We start from the raw sequence: 24,229 nt of genomic DNA on the forward strand, positions 1-24,229 counted from the left end.
AAATTTAAGACAGAGTTCTCGAAAGGGTTGTGGACTCTGTAATCATTTCTTATTATACTTTTTATTTGTGTAGAATACCTGCCAATAACCCCCTAATGTAGTAGTTGCAAATATTAAAACTTTAGTTGAAGAACTGAAATTCAAAAATTGATCAAAAACCATCAGTAATAAGTAAACAATAATAGGTACGCCTATTATTTTTAAAACCATCATTCCATTCATAGTATCACTCCTATATACGATTCTTACCTTCTAGGTAATAATCTCAAACTTGATGTGGTTCCAAATTAGAACTTTTTATTGAATCTTAAATCTTATTTGGATCCATAGTGAAATATCTTGATTTCGAGTCTTCCACATAATCGGAGCTTTTTAAGATTATCAAAAGAAACACCTAGCCAATGCTAACGAAATGGCTAGGTGTTTTTTAGTTATTGAATATCTTCAGAAAAACTTACATTTAATCTATTGTTTAATTTATTCAATGTTGGATGAAGTACAAAATAAATCGAAAACGCAATATAACCAGCACCAGAAAGTAGGAGTACCAATAATGCAGAACTTAATTCCCCAAGTATCCCCCCAAGAAAATATCCAAGAGGACTTAAGGAGCCTAGTAGAGAAGATAAAAAGGCAAATCCAATGCCTAAATATTCTTTTGGTAAGTTAACCTGAATTAGTGTATGTATGTAAATACTTAAAATACCTACTCCTATCCAGGCAGCACCAAAGAATATATAAGGTACTATAAATAACTCTAACGTATTCATAGAAACAATCCAGCAAACACCCGATATGACTGATGTTATAGGCATTACTTTGTTTAGTGGTATACTGTCTAATCGATTGGCAATCAGTGTGCCAACTATTGTACCTACAGACATTGCCGTTAACCAAAACCCATAGCTAGCTGAACTTGCTGATATAACTGGCAGCATAGCAATTCCCATAGTTGCCATTACATTAATTCCAATTACACCAACTAGGATGGTAAGAAGTGTTTTTTGTCTTCTAACCACTTTAAATCCATCTATAAAATCTGTTTTGTATTGCGCTATAAAAGATCGGCTCGATGGTTGTTCTTCTTTTTTCGATTTAGGCACTTTTAAATAAAAGAAAAAGAGAAGGCCAGTACCAATAAGTAGTATACTATTGGAGGCATAAATGAAGCCTAGACCTAGAAAGGCAATCAAGATTCCCGATATTGCATCTGAAATAATATCAAGCGTTTGATAGGAAAACGCAAAAACAGAGTTTACCTTCGTTAAGTTTTCCCTCGCAGAAAGTCCTTCAATAAGAGCACTTTCAGTTGGATAAGTAGCCTCTGAAAACGCTAGTGCTAAAAACATTAATAATAACATTAGTGGAAGCCATAGAGCATTTGTGAAATAGAGAATGGAAATAACACAAATGAATAAGCCTTGCCCTATTTCAGCAAAAAACAAAATTTTTCTTTTTGAAAAGCGATCAATAATAGGGCCGTAGAGAAATTGCAAAGTAATAGGGAGCATGGCTATTGCGCTCGTTAACCCTATTAAAAATACTGAATCAGTAACGGTTTTGACATACCAGATTGTCGCAATCATATAAAAACTGTCTGCAAAATTAGTAGTAATTCTACCAATTAGAAGAATAACGAGTTGTTTATTCATGAGATTCGTCCTCCAATGTAAAATGTTTTGTGAGTGGTTTAGATTTTACATTGGAGGTCCCCTGATATAGGCAAGAGTTTAATGATCAGCGGGGTTTAGGTAGGGTATATCGATCAATCTCAACATTCCTTTCTTGAGGTTTTGTAATATTGTTTCATTAATTGATAGACATTTCAAATTATTAGTTGGTTTTAGTATCTATAATGGATTATATTTGATCTATCATACAATTTCGTAGCTGTTTGCACTTACTCCAGAAAAGGGAGCACTTAATAAATAAGCAGCCTAACTGGACCAATACACAAAGGTGGTTTTCATTATGTCTTATCCAAAACATTCTTTATCAGCTGGTGCTGTTGTGTTAAATGACGAAGGAAAGATCTTACTTATTAAAGGTCCAAGAAGAGGGTGGGAATTCCCAGGCGGAATTATTGAAAATGGAGAGACCATCCAGCAGGGAATAATAAGAGAAGTTAAAGAAGAAACCGGAATTGATATTGAATTAAAGAAGTTTTGCGGTATTTATCAGAATCTAGATGCTAGTGTTTGTGCAACATGTTGGCTTGGCAAAGCAATAGGTGGAGAAATCACTACTAGCAGTGAGAGCTTAGAAGTTGGTTTTTACACCTTAGAAGAAGTGTCAAAGATGGTTACCTGGCCAAACTTCTTGGAAAGAATTTTAAAGATTCTTAATGAAGAAGAACACCCATTTTGTGAGGCATTTTAATCGTTCATATTCAATAAAAGGGAGCGTTTGCTAGCAGGAAAGTGAGTGTCATTATTTACTGAATAAATAAAAATTCATTATGTTACAATTACTCAATATAAACATATACATATGAGCTTCAAAACTAACCGATAGTTATCATTTTACTACCCCGTTAATTTTAATAGAATGTTTAAATTCAATAATATTTAAGAGTACTGAATGTTCAGTAAGACATTAGAAAAAGTAAACGAGGAGGTTTAACACCTTATGTAAATACACCCTTTTTTAATCGATAATAAAAACGATAAAAAAGGGGTAGTTAAAATGAAATCTTCATCTTTTCGGTATTTATGGATCGGACAAGCTTTCGCTAATCTTGGCGATGTTTTTTATATTGTAGGATTAATTTCTATTATGTACGCAACTTCACAGTCAGCTTTTTATTTAGCTATGCTGCCATTTATTAATACTCTCGGTCGGTTTATTAGCGGGTATCTATCTCCTATATTGTTTAATAGGTATCCATTAAAAACACTCTTATCCAGTTCACAAACGAGTAAAACCGTTGTACTGCTTGTATTAGCATTCATCATAACAACTTTTTCTCAAACTGGAATTGTTGTAATCTTAATATCTGTCTTCATTATTGCCTTCCTCGATGGATGGGCAGCACCAGCTAGCCGCGCAATGCTTCCGAGATTAGTGGAGAAAAGGGAAATTGTTAAAGCAAATAGTTTTTTCTCTGTTATTAACCAAGTGAATCAGCTAGGTGGATGGGCCCTCGGAGGGATAATGGTTGCCTGGATAGGTGGTCAGACTGTCATATGGGTAACTGTTATCTTATTTATTGTATCTAGTGCTATGTTGTATCTCATACAGGACCCAACAGTCTTTCCTTCTCAAAAACAAAAGGATCCTATCGGGGATGTTTTAAAGGAAGGTTGGAAGACAATTTGGAATACCCCTGTATTTAGAAAAATTCATGTTGTGATCTTCATAGAATCTATAGCGAATGTTGTGTGGATTGCCGCAATTATCTATGTTTTCGTTTCTCAAGTTCTCCATAAAAGTGAAGCATGGTGGGGATATATTAATACCACCTTCTTTATTGGTCTTCTTATAGGGGGGTTAATTTGCACGAAATTCTCATCAGTCATTGAAAAGAATTTGAAGCACTTGCTGCTACTTACTACCTTCAGTGCAAGTGCACTAACTTTCCTTTTTGGATTTAATGATGTTGCGTTGATCGCCTTACTTTTGTCTGTGTTCTATGGTATCGGAGAGCAGATCAAGGGAATAACAATGGAAACTTACCTTCAGAATGAAGCGACAACCGATGAATTGCCCAAAATATACGGAGCACAGGGAGCCTTAACCTCTTTAACGTTTGGGCTATCCTCTTTATTGCTAGGTGGCATGGCCGATATTTTTGGTGTCCAGCAGGTATTTCTATTATCCGCAACGTTATTAGCAATAGCTGCTATTTATATTCTAGTTTCAAAACAATATTTTCCCCAAAAGTATGCACATAATCATCAAGCATAAAAGAACTTCTAAGTTTAGACTGCACGATTCATCTGTGTGGTCTTTTCTTCAATAATAGGGAACAAATACAAAGTTGGAAGGAAAGGTACAGAGATAGATAGGGGAAATTAATTGTTAATATGAAAATCTTATCTTTATAAAGGGGTGTTTTCAAATGATGCAACAATCATTGATCCTAGTAGGAAAAGGGAAACTAGAATGGAAACGAAAGGCATTAGAATCTATTGAAAAAGATGAAGTATTAATCCAAACGATTGCAGGTGCGATCAGTATAGGTGCCGAACTTCCTCAGTACAAAGAATCGGATGTTACGGATCTCAATCCTAAATATCCTAGAGAAACAGGTTATGAGAGTTTTGGAAGAGTTATTGAAGCTGGAGAAGATGTTTTAGAAATCAATGTAGGAGATCACGTTTTAGCATTTTATGGACATAAAGACTATGGTGTTGTAAAAGCTGATAAAGTAGTAAAGGTTCCTGAAACGATTGATTATACATACGCATTACTCAATACACTCTCTTGTGACTCAGCGAAAGGTGTCATGAAACTGAAACCTGACAAATTGGATCACGTCTTGGTAACTGGATCAGGAACAATGGGATTGCTGACACTTCATTTTTTAAAAGAGTACATGAACGTTGAGAAGGTCGATGTATTGGAACCTAATAAAGCAAGAGGTAAATTAGCCAAAACGTTTGGAGCTAATAATGTTTATTTATCAGAAGAAGAAGTTCCTAGAGAGCATTATAAGTGTGGTTTTGAGTGCTCTTCAAGTAAGAATGCATTTGACGCAATCCTAAAAGCGTTGAAGCATAATGGGGAAGTTTGTGTGCTGTCAGACGGAAACAAGGACGTTTTCTCTTTGAATGAAGACTTTTATAAAAAGGAACTCAAAATCGTCGGATCAAGTGACGGGTGGGACTATCAACAACATAGTCAGTGGTTTTTCGAAAATATCAAGAAATTAGAATACGTAAATTCTATTTTTGAAAGCCATATTCATTCACATGAGTTAATTGATTGCTTCGCGTATCTAAGTGAAACTAATGAATGTCCTATAAAGGTTTTGGTTAGATATCCAGGTTCTTGACGAAATAATAGGGTATGACTTATGCCCTTCGACTTTGTATTCTATTAAAGGGAGCACTTATTACATAAGCAGCCTAATTGGACCGATACACAAAGGTGGTTTTTATTATGTCTTATCCAAAACATTCTCTATCAGCTGGTGACTATGCCCAATCGATAACTTATTTACATGAAGAGGAAAGTTTTGATACTGGGGTATTCACCACGGCTGTACGTGTTGACTTCGATGGTTATGAAGAGTATTGGTTTTTAAAAGAAGTAGACGGTCATGTTTATGAAGTCACTTTGATCTTGCTATAGAAGCTGCGAGGTATGACGAATTATTAGAAAGTTACTTAAAAGTCGTTCGTTCTTTTGAGATTACAAATTTAGACAAGTAGGGCTTTATCTTGATATTTAGTCTTCAGTATAAGGAAGTGATTATTCAACTAAAGAAAGAGTTTTAGGAGGGAGAGAATGTCCGAGTTGAATTTAGTTAAATTTCAAATAAATGACTTTGAAGATTACTTTAGTCTATGGTTTACCTGGAGAAATTCTAAGTAGAAATTTATAACGCTTATCTTGGCTTCAAGTCTTCCATAAAATCGGAGCGTTAATCTAGAAAAGGATTACGCTCCTTTTTGTTTAATTTAATACTTGAGCTGTTCACATGCATATGAGAATGCACCGCTATTTTCCTTGGATAACTTGATAAAGATAGAATAACTCATCGTTCTTCAAAAGTTTTGGTACAGGGTATAATGGAATTGTTTCAGCTTGTGCATGCTTAATCATTTTGGGAATATCTTGATCCAGGATTCCCTCAATTTTAATCGGAATATCCATCTTAGCATTCATTTCTTCAATCGCTTCAATAAACAATTTGGCTTTTCGCTGTACGGTTCCTCCTTTACCAATTCCAACTACATCTGCAAGCTCTGCAAGCGAATGTTGCGCTGCTTCTCCATAATAGTTAAGAACATGTGGCATAATGACTGCATTCGCTAATCCATGTGGGACATCGTAAAATCCACTTAGCGTATGTGCAATGGAGTGAACATAACCTACATAAGAGCGCGTAAATGCAAGGCCAGCAAAATAGGATGCTTGCTGCATTTGCTTACGTGCCTCTACATTACTTCCATTCTCGTAGGCTTCATATAAATTCTCGAAAATCAGCTTCACTGCTTTTATGCAATAGCTACGTGTCTCAGGTGTAGTGCTTTTCCCGATATATGCCTCAACAGCGTGCGTCAAAGCATCCATCCCAGTCATAGATGTAATATGTTTTGGTAGGCCAATTGTTAATAATGGATCTAGAACGGCTACGTGTGGAATGAGGGCATGATCATTTATCGCGAACTTTTCATGTGTTTCTTTATTTGATATGACTGCCGCTAACGTTCCTTCACTACCTGTACCTGAAGTCGTAGGTACTGCATAAAATGGCGGTATTTTCTTGCGTACTTTTAAGACGCCTTTAAGTTGTGTCACTGACTTATTTGGACGTGATATACGCGCAGCAATTGCTTTTGCACAATCAATAGAAGAACCACCACCAAAGGCAATGAAGCCCTCGCATCCGTTGTTTCCATACACTTCCCGTGCTTCTTCAACATTTTCGATCGTTGGATTTGGTACGGTTTTGTCGTAGATTGTATAAAGAATATCTACTTCTTTCAACTTTAGTAGAAGCGGCTCCATCAATCCAATTTTCATAATCCCATCATCAGTTACAATGAGTACATTTTTGATATCTTTTTCCTTTAATTTTGTGGGGAGGGCAAGTACACTATTTTCTCCTTCTAATAGATTTGGTACTCGCCAGGGCAGCGCCGGTGATATCATTCTAAAAACTCGTTGATAATTACGAGCATAAAGTTTTCTCATTTTAAGTCCACTCCTTATCAGTGAATGTAGTAACTTTGTTCTATTTGCGTGTTATTAGTTAAATTTATGTTTTTCACTATGCGTTTTGTATACGATTAAATGTGATTAGGGATGAAAAGTTCTTGACTATAAGAAAGATATCTAATTCTTCATCCACAACCGGGAGCTTATTTTAAGGAGATAGGTTTCCTTCAGAGACAATTTTCGAAACCTCATCAGGAATATAACTTCTTCACCAATCCGCGGGAACCTACCCCATACGCTAAATTTCACGGAAAGGTTCATGAATCTAACGTTTTTCTTCTTTTGTACTTCGTCACGAATGTAGTTTTTGTTTTTGTAATACGTATCAACACTTAAAACAATAGGGAGTGTAAATCTACAAAAGGATTACGCTCCTTTTTGTTTAATTTAATTACAGGGCATTATTGTTGGATAAAACATAGCAAACGGAAGGAATGTGAAAAGATGAAACAAGTGATTACTCTTGGAGGCGGAGGATTCTCCATGGAGCCAGTAAATCCATTGTTAGATACATATGTACTTAATCAATCAAAAAAAGTGAAGCCTAAAAGCTTATGAATTATTCAAGTGTACAAGTGGAATCGAAAGAGAATGCTCCTGAGTTTAAAAAGAATTTTCAAGTGTTTAGATTTATAGGTGGTAACTTAGTTTCCTTTTTCGGCGATCAAGTATATCTAATTGCACTTCCACTGATTGTATTAGCAATTACAGGATCACCGCTGAGTATGGGAATCGTCGCAGCTCTTGAAAAGTTGCCTATTCTTATACAGCCTTTTACCGGGGTATTGGCTGATAACTATAATCGAAAAAAGATTCTGTTGTTTTGTGATTTAGGGCGGTTTTTAACTGTTGGCCTCTTAGGCTTTTTTTACATAATTAACACCTTAACTATTTGGGAAATATATGGCGGGGCATTGATTGTTGGTTTATTGACGCAGGTATATAATACTTGTCAATTTGCTTCTGTTCCAAAGCTTGTCCAAAAGAAAGACCTTCAACTAGTCAATTCAATAAATACAGGTGTTTTTCAAACGGCTGTATTCGTTGCACCAGGGTTAGGTGGAATTCTAATTAGTATTTTTAATCCTGGTATAGGATTAATTATCAACAGTTTCTCTTTTTTAGTAGGTTTCATCGTTATATTAAGTCTTAACATTGATAGTAATATACAGAAGGATACGATGACGAGTACAAAGATGTTTATAGAAATTAAGGAAGGGTTCAAGTTTGTGTTAAGGGTGAAGCCAATTTTATACTCAAACTTAGCGATGCTCTTTTCGATCTTTGGAACGACACTTTTCTTAACGATGCTTGTCATACATCTGAAATCAACAGCACATTTCGATGCTACCCAAATAGGTTATCTCCTCTCAATTGGTGGTGTTGCAGCTATTGGTGGGGCATTAACTACTAGTTGGTTAAAGCAACATTTCTCTTACCGCATTATTCTTTTTTCTGCAGGTGTTTTAGGGGGAGGATCTATCATAGGTTTTGTAGTGTATGATTCTTTCCTATGGTTAGCGGTAATGAATGCAGTAGGCGCAGTTTCTGCTGCAATTATGACCCCTTGTATTGTGACAATACGCCAAAATTTAAGTCCAAATCATCTATTGGGACGTGTCCAAGCTACAAGTCGTTTCATGACATGGTTCCTAATGCCGGTTTCAGCATTAGTTGCAGGGCTTGTAGCAGAGCAATTCGGTACCACACTAACTATTTTAGTAGGTGGGATAATTGCTACTGGTGCTTCCTTTATATATTTACATCCTTCATTAAAGAAAGCATGATTAAAGGAGATCACCAAGCGATGTGTAAACAACAATTGTTATTCAACAGTTAATTTGAACAAATTGCAAATTAATTATTTACAAAATTTATGGAATATTAGATAATATGAAAAATATTAAAATGCGATGAAGAGAAGAGTAGGTAAAAGTAATCTTTTACAGAGAGCTCCGCTTGATTGGTGAAAAGGAGTAAGGATTTATTTACTGAAGCAAGACTTAGAGCAGCACACTGGAACTTTTGTAAGGGGTAGTGTGCCGGGATCTCACGTTATAGAGACAGGGTATAAGCAAATTTTATTTGTCGTACCTAATAAGATTAATATGGTGACATATTAATAAACTGGGGTGGCACCGCGATGTATTTCTAATCTCGTCCTCAAGACAAAATGTCTTGGGGGTGGGATTTTTATTTTTGTTTAAAACTTTAAGTGTTTAGGAGGATTCTATGAGTTTTAAAAAATCATTAGAAAATTGGCGGTATCCATCCATCCTATTATTGAGTATAGGTATTTCAAGCGTAGGTAGTTGGGTTTATTTTATAGCCTTAAACCTTATAGTTCTTAACCTAACAGGATCAGCTCTTGCGGTTTCTGGATTATATATTATTAGGGCTTTGTCAACATTGTTTACAAATGTTTGGTCTGGAAGTCTTATAGATCGTATGAATAAAAAATATCTAATGATAGTACTTAATTTCTTTCAAACAGTGCTTATTGCATTACTTCCTTTGTTTACTTCTATAACTTTTATTTATTGTATGGTCTTTATAATCACGATAGCTAGTTCTATGTATCACCCAACTTCTATGACTTACATCACGAAACTAATACCAGAAGGGGAAAGAAAACGATTTAATTCATTACGTAGTTTGCTTGATTCGGGAGCTTTTTTGACTGGTCCAGCTATAGCAGGAATGATGTTTATCATTGGAACACCTAATATCGCTATTTATCTTAATGCGATTGCTTTATTTTTATCAGCATTTATTACAATAGGATTGCCTAATGTTGAATCGTCTACACTTGTTAAAGCATCAGATGGGAAATTATCTGTTGAGTTATTAAAAGAAGATTGGAAAATAGTTGTTAGATTTAGCCGTAACTATTCTTATATAATGGTAATCTATTTTTTATTTAGTGCCATGCTCGTGATGATGACAGCTACGGATTCATTAGAAGCTGCTTTTGCCACTCAAATCCTTTCTTTATCTGAAGGTGAATATGGTGTGTTAGTCAGTATTGCTGGTGCGGGGGTATTAGTAGGCTCTTTAGTAAACACAATCTTTGTTGAAAAAATCCCGACTTCTTGGCTAATTGGTATGGGGTCAATGATAACCGCAATAGGTTATATGGTCTTTACGGCATCTGATACATTTCTAATAGCCTCTGTAGGTTGTTTCAGTTTGTCATTTGCTACAGCCTTTGCTAATACAGGTTTTTATACATTTTATCAAAAAAATATACCTGTAGATGTTATGGGGAGAATAGGAAGTGCTTATGGTTTTGTAGAAGCCTTTCTTATTATCGTATTCACTGCTATTTTTGGTGTTGTTTCTGATCTTATATCTATACGATTTGTTGTAGTTTCCGGAGCTACGATTATGCTTCTTGTATCAATTGTACTTTTTATTTATAATGTTCAATCTTCAAAATCAAAGTTTTATCAAAATGCAACAGTAAAATGAAAGTATGGTAAATGGATTTAAGTAATCCACCTTCCATTAAACCAGCTACCAGGAGTCTTGAGTTAATCCAGAAAAGAAGCGATTATCTTAACAGTCTACATTTAATCGATTTGATAATTTATTCCGTTGGATGAAGTACAAAATAAATCGATAAAACAATATATACAGTACCTGATAATACGAGGATGAATAAAGCAGCACTGATTTCCCGCAATAGCCCCCAATGTTTTAAAGGCTTTAGTAATAGTTTTTATTATTGGACTTACTCGATAAGCGAGGAGCGTTTCCTTATTATAAAGTGTAGGATCAAGGAGCTTATTCGTAACAAGATAGGCTCCTTTTTAATGTGGAAAAACTTCATCCATTAGTAAGATTATTAGATTTCTATATAAGTCTAGTCCTAAAGTTGTAACTCATTTAATACTTGCAGCCGAATCTATTTATTACATTCCTATATATACTTAATACATATAAAATCTGATTAGAGGAAGTGAGAAAATATGATTGAAGGAATATACGAAGCTCATTTACCAGTTAAAGACCTAACACGTTCAATTCAATTTTATCAAAACTTGGGTTTAGAACTTGCTTGGGAAGGAGAGGGAATTGCTTTTATCTGGATAGAGAAGCATAAAAGTTGGCTAGGGCTTTGGGAAGGAGCGGAATATTTAACCGAATACCATCCATCATTAAGGCATGTGGCGTTCAGGATTCCATTCGAAGAGATGGAGAACTCTGTAAACTGGTTGCTTAATAAAGGGATAGAAGCTGTACCTTTCGGCAACAGGACATCAGTGCAGCCTTTTGTAAGGCCAAATCAGGGTAATGCTTCTGTCTATTTCAAAGACCCTGATGGCAACAGTCTGGAGTTTATGAGTTTCGTTGCTGTTCCGGGCGAATTCAAAAACGAATGCAAAAAAATTGAAATGATGAAGTGGGTGGAAGTAGTAGGCCTAAAAAGAGAAAGGGATATCTAATGGAAATAAGCAAGGTTACTTTAAAAACAAAAGAACTTAAGAAAATGAAAGATTTTTATACAGAAACTCTAGGTATGCCAATATCAAAAGAATGGAAAGAAAGTTTCCAGGTTTCAGTTGGTTCAAGTCAATTGAAATTCTCATCAAGGAATGTAGAAGGAGATCCTTATTATCATTTTGCTTTTAATATTCCTTCAAACCAGTTCAAAGAGGCTAAAGAATGGCTAAAAGGCAAAGTTGAATTAAATTATGAAGAAGGAGAAAATGAGGCGAATTTTCCCAACCTTCCTGCACATTCATTCTATTTTTATGACCCTGCTGAAAATGTAGTTGAGTTTATTTCCAGACATTCTATAGCCGTAGCTAGAGAAGAACCATTTTCTCAAAATAGCTTTCTAACTATCAGTGAAATTAGCCTTACGGTGGATGATGCAATAAAAACTGGACAGCAGTTAATAGATATTGGGATTAACGAGCGTGATAACCATTCAATAAGCGAAGCATCACTTAATTTTATGGGAGATCGTGCAACCGGAGCTTTTATTTTGTTAGTTAAACCAGGGAGAAGATGGATATTTTCTGAAAAAACTGCTGCTATTTATCCTATTGAGATAGAGGTAAATATGAATGACCAAATAGTAGTAAATGAGAATCATGAAGTAATAGTTAATTCGTCTTGTTAATAGATGTTAGGTGTTTATTCAAGTAGGGGAATTTTATCAGGATTATCAAAATATATGTATGGTGGTTTCATGATCGCTTTAATTATTGATTTACAAGCGATTAAACAAACGTGTCGATTAGTTGAATACTATTTAAAGAAATCGAGTCTTTCAATATATATATGATTTTTTATTGGATGAACGAAATAAAAAGAGTTTGGAATAGCGTCGCGCCTCCAAGCTCTTTTTTCGTATGGTTTTATATGTGATTTAACCTGTGGATTTCAGCGAAATTCGCTAGTTAATTTCACGCATTGAATCTCTGAAGTAACCCAGTGGCAGGGTGCTTATTAATCTGCAGACATCACATCTGTATGGTGTTCATTGACACCAACGAAACCTTTTACAATAATGTCTGCGAATAATTGGGACCTTTCTTTTAAATCATCGACAGAGTATAAGCCAGAGAAATATTGAATAACTAATCCATCGATCATAGCAATGAATGCACTAACTCCTTCTCTGTAGTGAAGAGCCCAGTATTCTTGTTTTAGATCTAGTTCAATAAATTTGTCTCTCAAGTATAATAACATTTCATCAAAAGCGCGTTTAAATTCTTCTGGTTCCTGGTTTTGTGCTTGTTTACTCATTTCTGCTTGTAGTTTATCGAAGTTGTCCTTATTGTAGTCCATTGAGCCATAAATGAAATTCTCGATGAACTCTGGGACAGTTTCTCCTTTACAGCAATCGATCGCATCTTCATATTCAAGTGTTAGTCTGTATAGGTTTTCGTTCATAGCATTCACTCCTTTAAAAATGTAAATTAACAATTCCCGGATATTTGGGAATAAAACAATTTAAATATATTGAAAATTACAAACGTTTACATGTAAGATGAATATGTAGCTCTTTATTATAGTTGAAAAATGTTCTACATAAAAAAAGGAGTGATCTGGAATGGAAAAGGTAACATACGAGATTAAAGAAAGAACTGCGATCATCACGATTAATAATCCGCCTCTTAATGTACTGAGTAAAGAAGTAATCACGAATCTTTTTGAAGTGTTTCGGGAGCTTGAATCGAATGATGAAGCGGTAGCCATCATTTTGACAGGTGCTGGAAATAAAGCGTTTGTAGCAGGAGCAGATATTAAGGAGTTTCCTGAATGGATGGGGCAGGACAATTTCAAGGATATTGTAATGGATACCCATCGTATGTTTAACTTTATTGATGATTTTCCTAAACCGACGATTGCTCTATTAAATGGGCTAACGTTTGGTGGAGGGTGCGAGCTTGCGATGACATGTGATATCCGCATAGCAGAAGATCAAGCACAATTAGGGCTTCCTGAGATTAAGCTAGGTCTGTTTCCTGGTGGAGGCGGTACCCAGAGGCTGCCACGTCTAGTTGGAGAAGCTCGAGCAAAAGAAATCATGTTCACTGGTGAACCGATCTGTGCGCTCGAGGCAGAGCAGTATGGACTTGTTAATCATGTTGTACCAACTGGGCAAGGAATGACATATGCTCAAAGTCTTGCTTCTAAAATTGCTGATAAATCTCTACAGTCGCTTTCTAGAATAAAGAAAGCAGTCAATAAAGGAACGGAACTACCAATGGAAAAAGGAATTGATCTTGAAGCAGAGTTATTTAATCAAGTTTTTCAAACAGATGATATCAAAGAAGGTGTGAATGCTTTCTTTGAAAAACGAAAACCACAATTTACACATAGATAGCGAAAAGAGGGAGTAAGATGAGCCACGAAATGAATGTGAAGGTTAGGTTTTGTGAGACGGATGCACTTGGGCATGTGAATAATACAAGCTATTTTATTTACATGGAAGAAGCTAGAGTTGAATTTTTGAACCAGCATAAAGGGGAGTCTAATACGGAAGACTGGAAATTTATTTTGGTATCTACCAATTGTGATTTCCATGCACAGGTGTTTTTCGGAGAGTATCTTACGATTGAAACGTTTATCAAAAAAATCGGTACGAAGAGCTTTGTAATGTGCCATAGGATGAAAAAAGCTGAAAATGGGACACTTGTTGCAGAAGGAGAGTCTGTGATTGTTTACTTTAATTTTAAAGAACAAAAAAGCGAGAATATCCCTGATGAGCTGCGTAAAGCTTTAGAGGAGAGTTTTCAAGTAAGCTAATTGTTCCATCAAGAGCGTGGTTAAACCTCGCTCTTGATTTTTTGTTGAAAATAATGATTTGAAAGAGAGATTAAAGGATATTGTGTAATGTATGGATAAGTACAAACGAAGGGAACGGTTTCAAATGAAAAAACTAACGAATGCACAGTTTGAAAAAGCATGTTCGTATATTGAAAACGAGGCGAGAGGGGTAGACCGCGCCTTTTTTAAATACTGGAAAGGTGAAGGGAATGAAGAGCAAGTATTACAAGAGCTAGAAAAGTATCGTAATGAAGATGGCGGATTTGGTCATAGTTTAGAACCAGACTTTCGTCTTCAAGAATCATCACCAATGGCTACATCAGTAGCGTTTCAATATTTAACTAAACTTGGCTTGTCAAGTGATCACCCTTTCATTAAACAGGGAGTCAAATACTTTCAGGATACCAATCCTATAGGAGAAGGATGGCAAGCTGTACCTGTTACTGTAAATGATGTGCCTCGTGCACCATGGTGGAGTGTCCAACAGGGAGAACAGACTTACTCAGCGAACCCTGATGCAGAAATCGTTGGATACCTTCTCGCTTTTAGTGACGACAAAGAGCCTAAATCTAAGATGCTAATGAAAGTGATGGATCATTTGAGTGAGTTGAATGACTATGAAATTCACGAGGTTCTATGCTATCTACGGCTTGCTGAATTAGCTGGTGGAGATATTAAAGATGTAATCGTAGATAAGGTTCATAAACAACTTCCATACATAGTAGACCGTCCAGAAAAATGGGACTCATACGGCGTTCAACCAGTTCTTCTTGTAGATTCTGAAGACGCACCATTCGTCGATGAGTTGAATCAGGAACTTCATGTAAATCTTGATTACATTGTAGATCAACAAAAGGACGACGGTAGTTGGGCGCCTACATGGGAATGGGGACAATATGAAGAAGATTGGGAAAAGGCTAAGCGAGAGTGGAAAGGGTACTTAACTGTCCAACAGGTCATAACCTTGAGCAACTTTGATCGTATTGAAAAGTAAAGAAAAACGATTAGAAGGTAAATGGTCGAAAAGAGAAATGTTGATAAATAGAAGACAGCTAAGGCTGTCTTTTTTGTTATGATTAATTTCACATACCGTATTAATAATAGTAATTAGCATAACTATTATTAAAAATAAAAGTATATTAAAGCATATAAAAAAGCCAGGATAGAGTATCCTGGCTTTTACTTAAAAAATAATATGTGCCATTATCACGATAACAGGCAGTGAAATTAACGTACGTTCTAAGAAGATGATGACCAGGTCCAAAAAGCGCACTGGAACTTTAGATCCTAGTAGTAAACCGCCTACCTCAGACATGTAAATGAGCTGTGAAACAGATAGACAGGCAATGACGAATCGCGTTAATTCACTTTCAATGCTTGAGCCAATAATTGCTGGTAGAAACATATCTGCAAACCCAATCACCATCGTTTGAGCGGCTTCAGCAGCTTCAGGCACTTGCATCAAATTCAGTAGTGGAACAAATGGAGCTCCTAAATAACTGAATAAAGGAGTGTTTTCAGCGATGATTAGTGCAGTGGTACCGATAGCCATTACAATTGGGATGACGGCCATCCACATATCTAATACATTCTGAACGCCACCTTTGGCTACATCTGATGCACGGTTCTTATTAGCTGTTTGAGTCGCTTTTACAATACCCCAACGTAGAGGTGTATAGTTCGCTGGAATTGCATCGCTTGGTTTATCAGATACATTCTCATGCGTTTCATCTGGCTTTCTAGATAGTGGCGGAATCCTTGGCATAATAATCGCTGCGATTACACCAGCGAGCGCGATTGTTAAGTAGTAAGGAACAAAATAAGCTTGTAGTTTCATTTCAGTTAAAACTACGATACTAAAAGTAATCGATACAACAGAGAAGGTTGTCCCAATTACTGCTGCTTCTCGTTTTGTATAATAACCTTCTTCGTACTGTTTGCTAGTAAGAAGTACCCCAATCGTTCCATCACCCATCCAGGATGCAAGACAGTCGATCGAAGAACGTCCTGGTAACGTGAAAAGCGGTCTCATAATTCTCGTAAGAAGCGCACCGCATAATTCAAGTAAGCCGAAATTCAATAATAATGGTAAGAACAGGCCGGCAAATAAAAATACAGAGAATAGTATAGGTATAAGACTATTCAGTAACAAGCCACCCGTTGCATCAGACCAAATCCATTCAGGTCCTATCTTGTAGAGCGTAAGAATTGCAAAGATCATTCCAAACGTACGCGCGATTAGCCAAACCGGCGATACTTGCAATAAATTAATAAGGAATGGAGAGTTTGTTACCCATTTAGGTTTTGCTACCACTGCGATAAAGCTCAGTATGACGGTTATCGCTATAATAAACGTCATCACTTGAGGCAGCGTTACCGGAACTGATTCGGCAAAAAATAATTGGAGCCAATCAGCAAGCTTTGCTATTGGAATCGTGATTCCTTCTTTAGCAGGTATCGGAATCATGAATAAGAATATACCAATCAAAGATGGTATTGCGAATCTTAAGATTCCAGAAGTTGTTACGTTTTCTTGATGGTTACTAGTTTTCATTGACGGTCACCTCTATTGTATATAAGGAATTTTATGAATAACTGTATGTTTATAAAAACATAGTTATAAATATAACACAAAGCTGATAAAGTAACAGCAAAAAATAAAGTTCAAGAATATAGGTATTCTTCAGAATACAGAAACTATTTATTATTATACCCTTAATAGAAGGGCAATTAAAGGTATTTATGGAGAAGGAACTTTAGTGGTTGGAAGGAAATGAACCAGTATAAGAGTTTAATACATAAAAAAGCAAGGATCTCCTGGAAGAGTCCTTGCCTATATGAATACTATTATAAAGTTTGATCTATATATGTTTAGCATGTCTGCTCGGGCGATTAAACTCAAGATGACTTTCAAATGTAGAACCGAAAAAACAGGAAGAACATTTTTGGTACCCTTTTTGCACGACTAGTACCTTAAGTTCTGTGTCCAGATTAACCTCAGACCGATCTTTAAGTGGTGTTTCAGGCAATTGGCATTCATCACCAGCATAGGCTGTCCTATGGACAATTCGGTTTTGGTGGTCAATCATGTATTTTCCCATATTGATTTATCAATTCCCATCTATAAGAAGATTTCTTTCAGTGTAACATATGGAAAGAAACATTGATATAGGGTAAACTAATTATTATACCCTATTTGAACAAAAAATATTACTGTTTATGTGATTTTTTCTAAAAAAATCTCAAAGTTGAAACTTTTATTGGATTTTTGCGTAATAAATGGAAAATACCTCAGGAGGAATGTTATGAGTGGCCTCGCATGGTTTATTCTATTTATGTTGGTGGGTATCATATCAGTTGCTTTTATTACTGACCGAAACCGTAAGAAATGGAGGGTAAGACCAGAAGGTAAAATCCCTCGCTCTTCGTGGGCTTCACGCTCAGCCGCTAGTATGTATGTTATTGCTTCAATTGAAGATCGAGTAGCCATCTCGCCTGAGGAACGTACTGACCTCGAACAACTTGATGTTGAAGGTATCCTCGCTTTCGCAATAGCAAAAGATTGGATTTCAACTGCCGATGAATCTTCACTTAAAGATCAACTTCTTTCAACTCGATCAGAGTCTTCGCTTGATTGGAATAATGCAGACGCCGAAGAGTCATCGTTAAATTACTATGGTGGTTCTGAAGGGTATGATGGCGGAGGAGGATTTGATGGAGGTGGTGGAGGTGAATAAACTCACGAATAATGAGCCATTCATTCAAACAGGGTCCTTGTCGATAAGAAGATTGGGTCCTGGTGATGAAGAGTTATTATTAAAATGGCTTACCAACAAGAACGTTTTACAGTACTACGAAGGCAGAGACTGCCTCTATACGTTAGATAAAATACAAGATGATTATTTTACTAGAGAAGACATTATCGGTTGTATTGTGTCATTCAATGCTATTCCCATCGGCTATGTGCAGTTCTATCGCTCATCTAGTATTAAATGGCTGACACTACCTCAAGAAACGTACGGAATGGATCAGTTTATTGGTGAACCTGCATATTGGAATAAGGGGATTGGTACCGAGCTAGTAACAACTGTAGTCGATTACCTTGTTGGGCAAGGTGCATCACTTATTGTAATGGATCCTCAAACCAGGAATGAAAGAGCGATAGCATGTTATGAAAAAGCGGGTTTTGAGAAAAAGTGTATATTGAAACAACATGAGTGGCATGAAGGAGCGATGCGAGACTGCCAGCTAATGTTCTATGATGCTTCTCTTACAACGAGTCCTATTAAAGATGAAGACAGAACATACATAAAAGAGTTATTTGAAAAGAGCTGGGGAAGTAATGTGATGGTGCTTTCCTCAGGGGTGTATCATTGTAATGAATTAGATGGCTTTTGTATAAGGAACGGTAAGGGTGATGTCGAAGGGTTAATCACTTATGTTTTTCGAGACGATCTGTGTGAAATCATTTCGCTCGATAGTTTTAAAGAAAGATCAGGTATAGGGAGCAAGCTTTTACTGGAAGTGGAAATGGCTACCTTTCATAAAGGTTTAGGTTTAATTACTCTCATTACAACGAATGATAATCTTCACGCTCTTCAGTTTTATCAAAAAAGAGGTTATCGGTTAACAGGAGTGAATCCTGGAGCAGTGGATGAAGCAAGAAGGATAAAAAAAGAAATTCCTGAAAAGGGGTATTATGATATTCCGATTCATGATGAACTACAAATAACAAAAAGCTTAAAATAAAAACAAGAGCCCGGTGACAAGTCACCGGGCTCTTGTGGATGTGTGCTATTTATGCTTTCGTTACGTTAGCAGCTTGAGGTCCGCGGTTACCTTCGACGATTTCGAAGTTAACTTCTTGGCCTTCGTCTAGAGTTTTGAAACCTTCGCCGTTGATTGCAGAGAAATGTACGAATACGTCGTCTGCTCCTTCAACTTCGATGAAACCGAAACCTTTTTCAGCGTTGAACCATTTTACTTTACCGTTTTGCATAGAAAATTGCCTCCTAATGTACCAGATCGTACATAATTTAAAATTCACCATTCACTAAGTAATACGTTTAAATCAAAAAACTGCAACTTCAGTGGCGAGGATTTAACTTTGTTACCCCCTCTAGAAGTTACAGCTAATTTAAATCCTAAATATATTCGAAGTAAAATGGTTTAAATACATAATAGCATTCGCGAATTAAGAATGCAAACCTTTATTGGAATTCTTTTGGGATTAACACTTTATTCTTTCTCAATCTAATTTTGTGTATCGGGATCATCGATCCGATCATTGCGATTATAGATGCACCTATTAGAATTCCTGACACACCCTCCACAGCAAATAGTGTTAAGGAAATGAACACGAGTAAATCGAAAATGGAGTCCAGAATGGACAATAATGAGATTGTCGTCGCTCTTACATGTGAAGGAATCACATCGTTACTTAGTTGAGAATAAATAGGATAGCGAATCGCGCCGATCCATCTTAAGAAGAGAATCACCCCGAGTATTAGCCATAGCGTATCTTGGAATAAAGCGGCTAACAAGAGCCCACCAGCGCTTAGAAAGCCTGATGCAACCATTAAGGAAACTCTTGAAATCTTCTTGGTTAGGAAGCCGATACTCCTTGAAGAAAGAAATGCAAGGAGTGCTCCTGCTGCATAAATAGGTCCGATTAAATATACAGGCAATCCTGCATCGGTCATGAGTGGTTGGTCAAATTTCTGGAAGACCGCAACTGTAGGTATGAATACTAAAGTGAGGTTGAGAAACATCAATAGAAGTTGTGGTGCTTTTTTTATGACTGTTATCCCTTCAACTACTTTATTTACAGAAGCTTCCGATACCCTGATCTCAACATCAGGCTCATGAATAAAGAACAATAGTAAGAACTCAATAAAATATACTCCAAGGCTACATAAGATTAATAGCTGAAATTGTTGCTGATTTAAATCCTTAGCAACAAAGGAACCTATTAAAACAGCAAGGATCATTGAGATAAATCCTGCAGACTGAATTTTCCCCATCGCTTCATCCATTTTGCTCTGCTTGTTATCTTTCTTGAGAGATTCGTAGATTAATGCTTCGTCAGCCCCAGAGAAAAATGTGACGGATAAACCGTTTAAGAAGCTAAAGAGCATAAATAACAACAAATCATGTGAAAGCAATAACACAACAATACTAATCAGCTTGATTGTAGAGCCTACCAAAAACGAAATTTTCGGTCCGAAACGGTCAGCAAAAACACCTGCTGGAATTTCTCCTATTAAAACCGCTCCGCTCCAACACATCAAGATCATTAAGATATTCGCTTCAGTTAGTCCGTTCTTTAAATAAAATAGTGTTAATACTGGTTGCAAAAAACTTATTGCACCAAAGAAGTTCACCCAAAATAAGACAGTAATGTTCCTTTTCGAAATCGTGTACATCGTCCTCCAACTTTCATGTTATGTTCTGACAAGTTGAAAGCAGGAGGTGAAGGAATTAGCTGTTCACACTTTTCCTGCTTGAGTAAGTTGATAGTAGGTTTTTTAACATATGATTTCCTCCTAATGTGTAATAAGAAAATTATAACAAATTGTGTTCGATTCAAATATACCTGAATTTTTTCACAACTATAACTGTTGGTAATGATTTGTGTTACCATTAAATGGATATAAGGGGGTTTATATGAAAACATCACTTATTACTACTTCATTTGGGTCAAAAGAATATTACTATAGTGAGGGAGAGGGACAGACAATCGTCTTGCTGTCTGGGATGGGAGGTTCACTTTATGAGTGGAATGAAATCGTTGAATCAGAACTTTCATTTTTAGCATACAATCGTGGTGGATATGGAAAGTCTGAGAGTACTGGTGAAACGGACGCAACGCCACATGAGGAATTACATTCCTTACTGCAAGCTCTACATATCGATGGGAAAATTGTTCTTGCGGGCTTTTCTTACGGAGGTTTAATTGCCCAGGGGTTCGCCATGAACTATCCAGACAGAGTTGCTGGTGTGATACTGATTGATTCAACCTCCATCAATATGCATCGTTTAGATGAAGTCGAAGTGAGCGATGAAAAATTAAACGATGACTATTGGATCAATATGTGCGATACGCTTTCTGCATTAACTCCAGATGAAATTAATAGGGAACAAGAGCCCTCGTTACATCCGAAACAATATGGCTGGAACAAAGATATCCAACAAGCGCTTCTTAATCATGACATCAATCCAAAATTGTATGCTTCAGTAGGTAGAGAATTGAGAAGATGGGGAGGCTATGCTAAGTCATTGCAACACTTTCCTTTTCCATCCGTTCCTCTAGTTGTTCTCGCTAGAGATCAAGAGACTGTTATAAAGGAGCAGACCGAATCAGGATTACCTAAGAGTGAAATCGAGGAGCTTGAGAAAGTTTGGTATGAATTACTTCAGGAACAGAGGGACCTAGTTCCTGATAGCTCGTATTATGTGGCGGAAGGGTCTGGGCATCAAATACCAATAAATCGACCGGATCTTATACAACATGCATTCGAAAGGATTCTTAAGTAAGTTGAGCGTTTTGATATGGCTTTCTTGAGGTATTCCTTATAATGGAGATAATAACTACTAAAAGGGGTGTATGGAATGGCGTTTAAAAACCCGTCTCGTGATGAGATTAAAAACATTCTTAAAGAAAATAAACGAATCGCCGTAGTAGGATTGTCTAATAATCCCGCTCGAACATCTTACATGGTTTCTCAAGCAATGCAGGATGCAGGATATGACATTATTCCAGTGAATCCTACTATCGATGAGACACTGGGAGTTAAAGCAGTTGACTCATTACAAGACATCGAAGGCCATGTAGACATTGTGAATGTGTTTAGACGAAGTGAGCATTTACCTGATATTATGAAAGATGCTGTGGCTATTGGAGCGGATGTGTTCTGGGCACAACTCGGTGTATCCAATGAAGAAGCTTATCAGTACGGTAAAGATTATCCTATTTCAATCATCATGGACCGCTGTATTAAAGTTGAGCACGCCATGACGAAGTAAATCGAAAAGACGTCCGCAGTGGACGTCTTTTTATGTGGCTAAAAGGTAAATCAAGGTGATAGCAGCTGTGATGGTTATTTGTCCTGGTTGAATTGGAGTAGCAGAGGCGTATGCGACATTTCTTGGTTGAATCGTTGAAGGTACACCTGATTCAATTATTCTGTGAGGTGTTTTCGGCATAGATAAGCCTAATGCATCTGAAATGTTTCTAGCTTTTAATGTTGCTTGTTTGAGCGCGATCTTTTGCGCCTTCATGTAATAAGGTTCCTTATGACGTACATCAAACGTAATACTCGAAATTGTAGTCGCTCCAGCTTCCACTGCAGAATCAACTACTATACCCGTTAATGCAACATCATCGATGATCACTTTAAGCAAGTGCGTTACTTTGTAGCCAAGAAAGATTTTGTTATTATCTTCGTACTTATATTCTTCTTCAATTTGGTAGACGGCAGTACCAATCTGGTTAGGTGGTATGTCCATATTGGTTAATGATGTGATGATTGATGTTATGCTACTTGCATTTTCTTGCTGTGCTTCCGTTATTGAAGGGGAGATTGTTTCTACTCCCAAAATAGCAATCCCGCGATCTGGTGTTGCATCGATTGATCCCGCTCCTGTCACAGTTATCGTGTGATCACAGGCACAAACATCCAGCGCTTTTTTTTCATCCATCTTAACACCCTCTCTTTCACATTCATGCTTTTTCTATCATGAGGACATTCTCATCTACATTTGTTAAACTTACACTGTGGCTAAATAAGGAGGAATGTACATGTCAAATCAAGAAATGCTTCAAAAGTATGCAGAGCTTGCGTTAAAACGAGGAGTTAATCTACAAGAAAATCAAATGCTCGTCGTAAATGCTCCGATCGAAAGTGCAGATTTCGCACGAATGGTAGCGAAAAGAGCTTACGAAATTGGAGCGAAAACCGTACATATTAATTGGACAGATGATACTCTTGATCGTTTATGGTATGAAAATGCAGCCCAGGATGTGCTTGAAAATGTACCTGAATGGCGTGTAAAAATGTTTGACCATTTCGCTCTTGAAGGAGCAGCTTTACTCTCCATCCGTTCTACAAATCCTGACCTATTAAAAGGAATTGATTCTGATCGCATATCCGCATCTAATAAAGCTGCTGGTGAAGCAATGAAGAACTTCCGTAAATATACGATGAATGACAAAATAACATGGTCTATCGTGGCAGTTCCTAATGAAGAATGGGCGAAGAAAGTCTTTCCTGACGCTGGTGAAGAGGCGGTTGAAAAACTTTGGAACCAAATATTCAAGATCACACGTGTGGATCAGGACGACCCGATTGCGTCCTGGAATGAACACAATGCAACGCTTGCAAAAGCGCGTAATGTGTTGAATGATCGTAAATTCAAGAAGCTTATTTATAAAGCCCCAGGTACAGATCTTGAAATCGAATTACCTGAAGGCCATATATGGAAAGGTGGCTCTTCTCTATCTGAACAAGGCATCGAATTCAACGCCAATATGCCTACGGAAGAAGTGTTTACACTTCCAGATAAATATGGGGTGAATGGTACAGTATCTAGTACAAAGCCACTTAGCTACGGTGGAAACCTAATCAATCATTTCTCCCTTACATTTAAGAATGGCGAAGTTGTTGATTATTCAGCAGAAGAAGGAATAGAGACACTTAAGAGTCTATTGAACATGGATGAAGGTGCAAAAAGACTTGGAGAAATAGCAATTGTTCCTCATGAATCACCTATTTCGCAATCAGGGCTTATTTTCTTTAATACTCTTTACGATGAAAATGCTTCATGTCATCTCGCTCTTGGAAAAGCATACCCAAGTAGCATAAAGGGTGGAGCTAATATGGATGATGATGCATTGGATCGAAATGGAGTAAACAACAGTATTACCCATGTTGATTTTATGATGGGATCTGGTGAGCTCGATATCGATGGTGTTTTAGAAGATGGAACGACTGAAGCGATTTTCCGAAATGGAAATTGGGCAATTGATGTAAATTAATGATTTAGGGCTCTGGCT

Annotated in this window: 24 protein-coding genes, 1 pseudogene and 1 other annotated feature; of the genes and pseudogenes, 17 read left to right on the forward strand and 8 right to left on the reverse strand. The window is 36.8% G+C overall.

Annotated features, from left to right (window positions below; genetic code table 11):
• Window positions 1-42: 42 nt before the first annotated feature.
• Both SJY16_RS09405 and SJY16_RS09410 read right to left on the reverse strand, forming a co-directional pair.
• Window positions 43-222 (reverse strand): hypothetical protein, encoded by a 180-nt coding sequence (locus tag SJY16_RS09405; RefSeq protein ID WP_377888898.1) that lies wholly within the window; start codon window positions 220-222, stop codon window positions 43-45.
• 209 nt (window positions 223-431) lie between these two features.
• A complete protein-coding gene (locus SJY16_RS09410) occupies window positions 432-1,652 on the reverse strand; it encodes an MFS transporter (RefSeq protein ID WP_377888899.1) in 1,221 nt (406 codons plus the stop codon).
• 319 nt (window positions 1,653-1,971) lie between these two features.
• Here SJY16_RS09410 and SJY16_RS09415 point away from each other — a divergent pair, with 319 nt between their 5' ends.
• The 4 genes from SJY16_RS09415 to SJY16_RS09430 all read left to right on the forward strand — a co-directional run bounded on the left by SJY16_RS09415 (window position 1,972) and on the right by SJY16_RS09430 (window position 5,295).
• On the forward strand, window positions 1,972-2,379 hold the full coding sequence (locus tag SJY16_RS09415; protein ID WP_377888900.1) for an NUDIX hydrolase: 408 nt from the start codon (window positions 1,972-1,974) through the stop codon (window positions 2,377-2,379).
• 306 nt (window positions 2,380-2,685) lie between these two features.
• A complete protein-coding gene (locus SJY16_RS09420) occupies window positions 2,686-3,906 on the forward strand; it encodes an MFS transporter (RefSeq protein WP_377888901.1) in 1,221 nt (406 codons plus the stop codon).
• Between the two features lie 154 nt (window positions 3,907-4,060).
• Window positions 4,061-4,996: a zinc-binding dehydrogenase gene (locus SJY16_RS09425; protein ID WP_377888902.1), complete on the forward strand. Its 936-nt coding sequence runs from the start codon at window positions 4,061-4,063 to the stop codon at window positions 4,994-4,996.
• 107 nt (window positions 4,997-5,103) lie between these two features.
• Window positions 5,104-5,295: a hypothetical protein gene (locus SJY16_RS09430; RefSeq protein WP_377888903.1), complete on the forward strand. Its 192-nt coding sequence runs from the start codon at window positions 5,104-5,106 to the stop codon at window positions 5,293-5,295.
• A 369-nt stretch (window positions 5,296-5,664) separates the two neighbouring features.
• On the opposite strand, the gene SJY16_RS09435 is transcribed toward SJY16_RS09430, so the two are convergent.
• Complete coding sequence (locus SJY16_RS09435) at window positions 5,665-6,864, reverse strand: iron-containing alcohol dehydrogenase (RefSeq protein ID WP_377888904.1); 1,200 nt, start codon at window positions 6,862-6,864, stop codon at window positions 5,665-5,667.
• A gap of 468 nt (window positions 6,865-7,332) precedes the next feature.
• On the opposite strand from SJY16_RS09435, the pseudogene SJY16_RS09440 reads away from it, so the two are divergent.
• The 5 genes and pseudogenes from SJY16_RS09440 to SJY16_RS09460 all read left to right on the forward strand — a co-directional run.
• A pseudogene (locus SJY16_RS09440) lies at window positions 7,333-7,437 on the forward strand (peptidase E); the annotation flags it as partial.
• Window positions 7,438-7,463: 26 nt separating this feature from the next.
• Window positions 7,464-8,675, forward strand: a complete 1,212-nt coding sequence (locus tag SJY16_RS09445; protein WP_377888905.1) for an MFS transporter — start codon at window positions 7,464-7,466, stop codon at window positions 8,673-8,675.
• Between the two features lie 117 nt (window positions 8,676-8,792).
• Window positions 8,793-9,056: a binding site (T-box leader), on the forward strand.
• Window positions 9,057-9,120: 64 nt separating this feature from the next.
• Window positions 9,121-10,359 (forward strand): MFS transporter, encoded by a 1,239-nt coding sequence (locus SJY16_RS09450; protein WP_377888906.1) that lies wholly within the window; start codon window positions 9,121-9,123, stop codon window positions 10,357-10,359.
• 500 nt (window positions 10,360-10,859) lie between these two features.
• Window positions 10,860-11,336, forward strand: coding sequence for a VOC family protein (locus SJY16_RS09455; RefSeq protein ID WP_377888907.1), 477 nt, complete (start codon window positions 10,860-10,862; stop codon window positions 11,334-11,336).
• Complete coding sequence (locus SJY16_RS09460) at window positions 11,336-12,019, forward strand: VOC family protein (RefSeq protein WP_377888908.1); 684 nt, start codon at window positions 11,336-11,338, stop codon at window positions 12,017-12,019. Before SJY16_RS09455 ends, SJY16_RS09460 begins: the two co-directional genes overlap by 1 nt.
• 329 nt (window positions 12,020-12,348) lie before the next feature.
• Here SJY16_RS09460 and SJY16_RS09465 read toward each other — a convergent pair whose 3' ends face one another.
• The gene (locus SJY16_RS09465; protein WP_377888909.1) at window positions 12,349-12,795 is read right to left on the reverse strand and encodes a hypothetical protein; all 447 of its coding nucleotides are present in this window, start codon (window positions 12,793-12,795) and stop codon (window positions 12,349-12,351) included.
• Window positions 12,796-12,955: 160 nt separating this feature from the next.
• Between SJY16_RS09465 and SJY16_RS09470 the strand changes: the two genes are divergently transcribed.
• The 3 genes from SJY16_RS09470 (at window position 12,956) to SJY16_RS09480 (ending at window position 15,169) form a co-directional block, all read left to right on the forward strand.
• Window positions 12,956-13,732: an enoyl-CoA hydratase gene (locus SJY16_RS09470; RefSeq protein ID WP_377888910.1), complete on the forward strand. Its 777-nt coding sequence runs from the start codon at window positions 12,956-12,958 to the stop codon at window positions 13,730-13,732.
• 17 nt (window positions 13,733-13,749) lie between these two features.
• Window positions 13,750-14,154, forward strand: a complete 405-nt coding sequence (locus tag SJY16_RS09475; RefSeq protein WP_377888911.1) for an acyl-CoA thioesterase — start codon at window positions 13,750-13,752, stop codon at window positions 14,152-14,154.
• Window positions 14,155-14,278: 124 nt separating this feature from the next.
• Window positions 14,279-15,169: a hypothetical protein gene (locus SJY16_RS09480; RefSeq protein WP_377888912.1), complete on the forward strand. Its 891-nt coding sequence runs from the start codon at window positions 14,279-14,281 to the stop codon at window positions 15,167-15,169.
• A 189-nt stretch (window positions 15,170-15,358) separates the two neighbouring features.
• Here the strand turns inward: SJY16_RS09480 and SJY16_RS09485 are convergent, their stop codons facing one another.
• On the reverse strand, window positions 15,359-16,729 hold the full coding sequence (locus tag SJY16_RS09485; RefSeq protein WP_377888913.1) for a YjiH family protein: 1,371 nt from the start codon (window positions 16,727-16,729) through the stop codon (window positions 15,359-15,361).
• A gap of 751 nt (window positions 16,730-17,480) precedes the next feature.
• Between SJY16_RS09485 and SJY16_RS09490 the strand changes: the two genes are divergently transcribed.
• Window positions 17,481-17,912: a hypothetical protein gene (locus SJY16_RS09490; RefSeq protein ID WP_377888914.1), complete on the forward strand. Its 432-nt coding sequence runs from the start codon at window positions 17,481-17,483 to the stop codon at window positions 17,910-17,912.
• Entirely contained in the window at window positions 17,905-18,924 is a 1,020-nt protein-coding gene (locus tag SJY16_RS09495; RefSeq protein WP_377888915.1) for a GNAT family N-acetyltransferase, read from the forward strand. The genes SJY16_RS09490 and SJY16_RS09495 overlap by 8 nt, the downstream gene beginning before the upstream one ends.
• A 49-nt stretch (window positions 18,925-18,973) precedes the next feature.
• Here SJY16_RS09495 and cspD read toward each other — a convergent pair whose 3' ends face one another.
• Both cspD and SJY16_RS09505 read right to left on the reverse strand, forming a co-directional pair.
• The gene (gene cspD, locus SJY16_RS09500; RefSeq protein ID WP_377888916.1) at window positions 18,974-19,174 is read right to left on the reverse strand and encodes a cold-shock protein CspD; all 201 of its coding nucleotides are present in this window, start codon (window positions 19,172-19,174) and stop codon (window positions 18,974-18,976) included.
• A 211-nt stretch (window positions 19,175-19,385) separates the two neighbouring features.
• Complete coding sequence (locus SJY16_RS09505) at window positions 19,386-20,600, reverse strand: MFS transporter (RefSeq protein ID WP_377888917.1); 1,215 nt, start codon at window positions 20,598-20,600, stop codon at window positions 19,386-19,388.
• Between the two features lie 241 nt (window positions 20,601-20,841).
• On the opposite strand from SJY16_RS09505, the gene SJY16_RS09510 reads away from it, so the two are divergent.
• The gene (locus tag SJY16_RS09510) at window positions 20,842-21,711 is read left to right on the forward strand and encodes an alpha/beta hydrolase (protein ID WP_377888918.1); all 870 of its coding nucleotides are present in this window, start codon (window positions 20,842-20,844) and stop codon (window positions 21,709-21,711) included.
• A gap of 75 nt (window positions 21,712-21,786) precedes the next feature.
• Complete coding sequence (locus SJY16_RS09515) at window positions 21,787-22,200, forward strand: CoA-binding protein (protein ID WP_377888919.1); 414 nt, start codon at window positions 21,787-21,789, stop codon at window positions 22,198-22,200.
• Window positions 22,201-22,230: 30 nt separating this feature from the next.
• On the opposite strand, the gene SJY16_RS09520 is transcribed toward SJY16_RS09515, so the two are convergent.
• Window positions 22,231-22,875: an SIMPL domain-containing protein gene (locus SJY16_RS09520; RefSeq protein WP_377888920.1), complete on the reverse strand. Its 645-nt coding sequence runs from the start codon at window positions 22,873-22,875 to the stop codon at window positions 22,231-22,233.
• Window positions 22,876-22,975: 100 nt separating this feature from the next.
• Here SJY16_RS09520 and SJY16_RS09525 point away from each other — a divergent pair, with 100 nt between their 5' ends.
• Window positions 22,976-24,211, forward strand: coding sequence for an aminopeptidase (locus tag SJY16_RS09525; protein WP_377888921.1), 1,236 nt, complete (start codon window positions 22,976-22,978; stop codon window positions 24,209-24,211).
• The last annotated feature ends 18 nt before the right edge of the window (window positions 24,212-24,229 follow it).

Origin of the sequence: Alkalihalobacillus sp. R86527 (assembly GCF_042466185.1) — a bacterium.
GTDB lineage: Bacteria > Bacillota > Bacilli > Bacillales > Guptibacillaceae > Guptibacillus.

Excerpts from the sequence above, each read along its gene's own strand:
- SJY16_RS09405 (WP_377888898.1), bottom strand. The coding sequence starts at position 222 with ATGAATGGAATGATGGTTTTAAAAATAATAGGCGTACCTATTATTGTT.
- SJY16_RS09410 (WP_377888899.1), bottom strand. The coding sequence starts at position 1,652 with ATGAATAAACAACTCGTTATTCTTCTAATTGGTAGAATTACTACTAAT.
- SJY16_RS09415 (WP_377888900.1), top strand. The coding sequence starts at position 1,972 with ATGTCTTATCCAAAACATTCTTTATCAGCTGGTGCTGTTGTGTTAAAT.
- SJY16_RS09420 (WP_377888901.1), top strand. The coding sequence starts at position 2,686 with ATGAAATCTTCATCTTTTCGGTATTTATGGATCGGACAAGCTTTCGCT.
- SJY16_RS09425 (WP_377888902.1), top strand. The coding sequence starts at position 4,061 with ATGATGCAACAATCATTGATCCTAGTAGGAAAAGGGAAACTAGAATGG.
- SJY16_RS09430 (WP_377888903.1), top strand. The coding sequence starts at position 5,104 with ATGTCTTATCCAAAACATTCTCTATCAGCTGGTGACTATGCCCAATCG.
- SJY16_RS09435 (WP_377888904.1), bottom strand. The coding sequence starts at position 6,864 with ATGAGAAAACTTTATGCTCGTAATTATCAACGAGTTTTTAGAATGATA.
- SJY16_RS09450 (WP_377888906.1), top strand. The coding sequence starts at position 9,121 with ATGAGTTTTAAAAAATCATTAGAAAATTGGCGGTATCCATCCATCCTA.
- SJY16_RS09455 (WP_377888907.1), top strand. The coding sequence starts at position 10,860 with ATGATTGAAGGAATATACGAAGCTCATTTACCAGTTAAAGACCTAACA.
- SJY16_RS09460 (WP_377888908.1), top strand. The coding sequence starts at position 11,336 with ATGGAAATAAGCAAGGTTACTTTAAAAACAAAAGAACTTAAGAAAATG.
- SJY16_RS09465 (WP_377888909.1), bottom strand. The coding sequence starts at position 12,795 with ATGAACGAAAACCTATACAGACTAACACTTGAATATGAAGATGCGATC.
- SJY16_RS09470 (WP_377888910.1), top strand. The coding sequence starts at position 12,956 with ATGGAAAAGGTAACATACGAGATTAAAGAAAGAACTGCGATCATCACG.
- SJY16_RS09475 (WP_377888911.1), top strand. The coding sequence starts at position 13,750 with ATGAGCCACGAAATGAATGTGAAGGTTAGGTTTTGTGAGACGGATGCA.
- SJY16_RS09480 (WP_377888912.1), top strand. The coding sequence starts at position 14,279 with ATGAAAAAACTAACGAATGCACAGTTTGAAAAAGCATGTTCGTATATT.
- SJY16_RS09485 (WP_377888913.1), bottom strand. The coding sequence starts at position 16,729 with ATGAAAACTAGTAACCATCAAGAAAACGTAACAACTTCTGGAATCTTA.
- SJY16_RS09490 (WP_377888914.1), top strand. The coding sequence starts at position 17,481 with ATGAGTGGCCTCGCATGGTTTATTCTATTTATGTTGGTGGGTATCATA.
- cspD (WP_377888916.1), bottom strand. The coding sequence starts at position 19,174 with ATGCAAAACGGTAAAGTAAAATGGTTCAACGCTGAAAAAGGTTTCGGT.
- SJY16_RS09505 (WP_377888917.1), bottom strand. The coding sequence starts at position 20,600 with ATGTACACGATTTCGAAAAGGAACATTACTGTCTTATTTTGGGTGAAC.
- SJY16_RS09510 (WP_377888918.1), top strand. The coding sequence starts at position 20,842 with ATGAAAACATCACTTATTACTACTTCATTTGGGTCAAAAGAATATTAC.
- SJY16_RS09515 (WP_377888919.1), top strand. The coding sequence starts at position 21,787 with ATGGCGTTTAAAAACCCGTCTCGTGATGAGATTAAAAACATTCTTAAA.
- SJY16_RS09520 (WP_377888920.1), bottom strand. The coding sequence starts at position 22,875 with ATGGATGAAAAAAAAGCGCTGGATGTTTGTGCCTGTGATCACACGATA.
- SJY16_RS09525 (WP_377888921.1), top strand. The coding sequence starts at position 22,976 with ATGTCAAATCAAGAAATGCTTCAAAAGTATGCAGAGCTTGCGTTAAAA.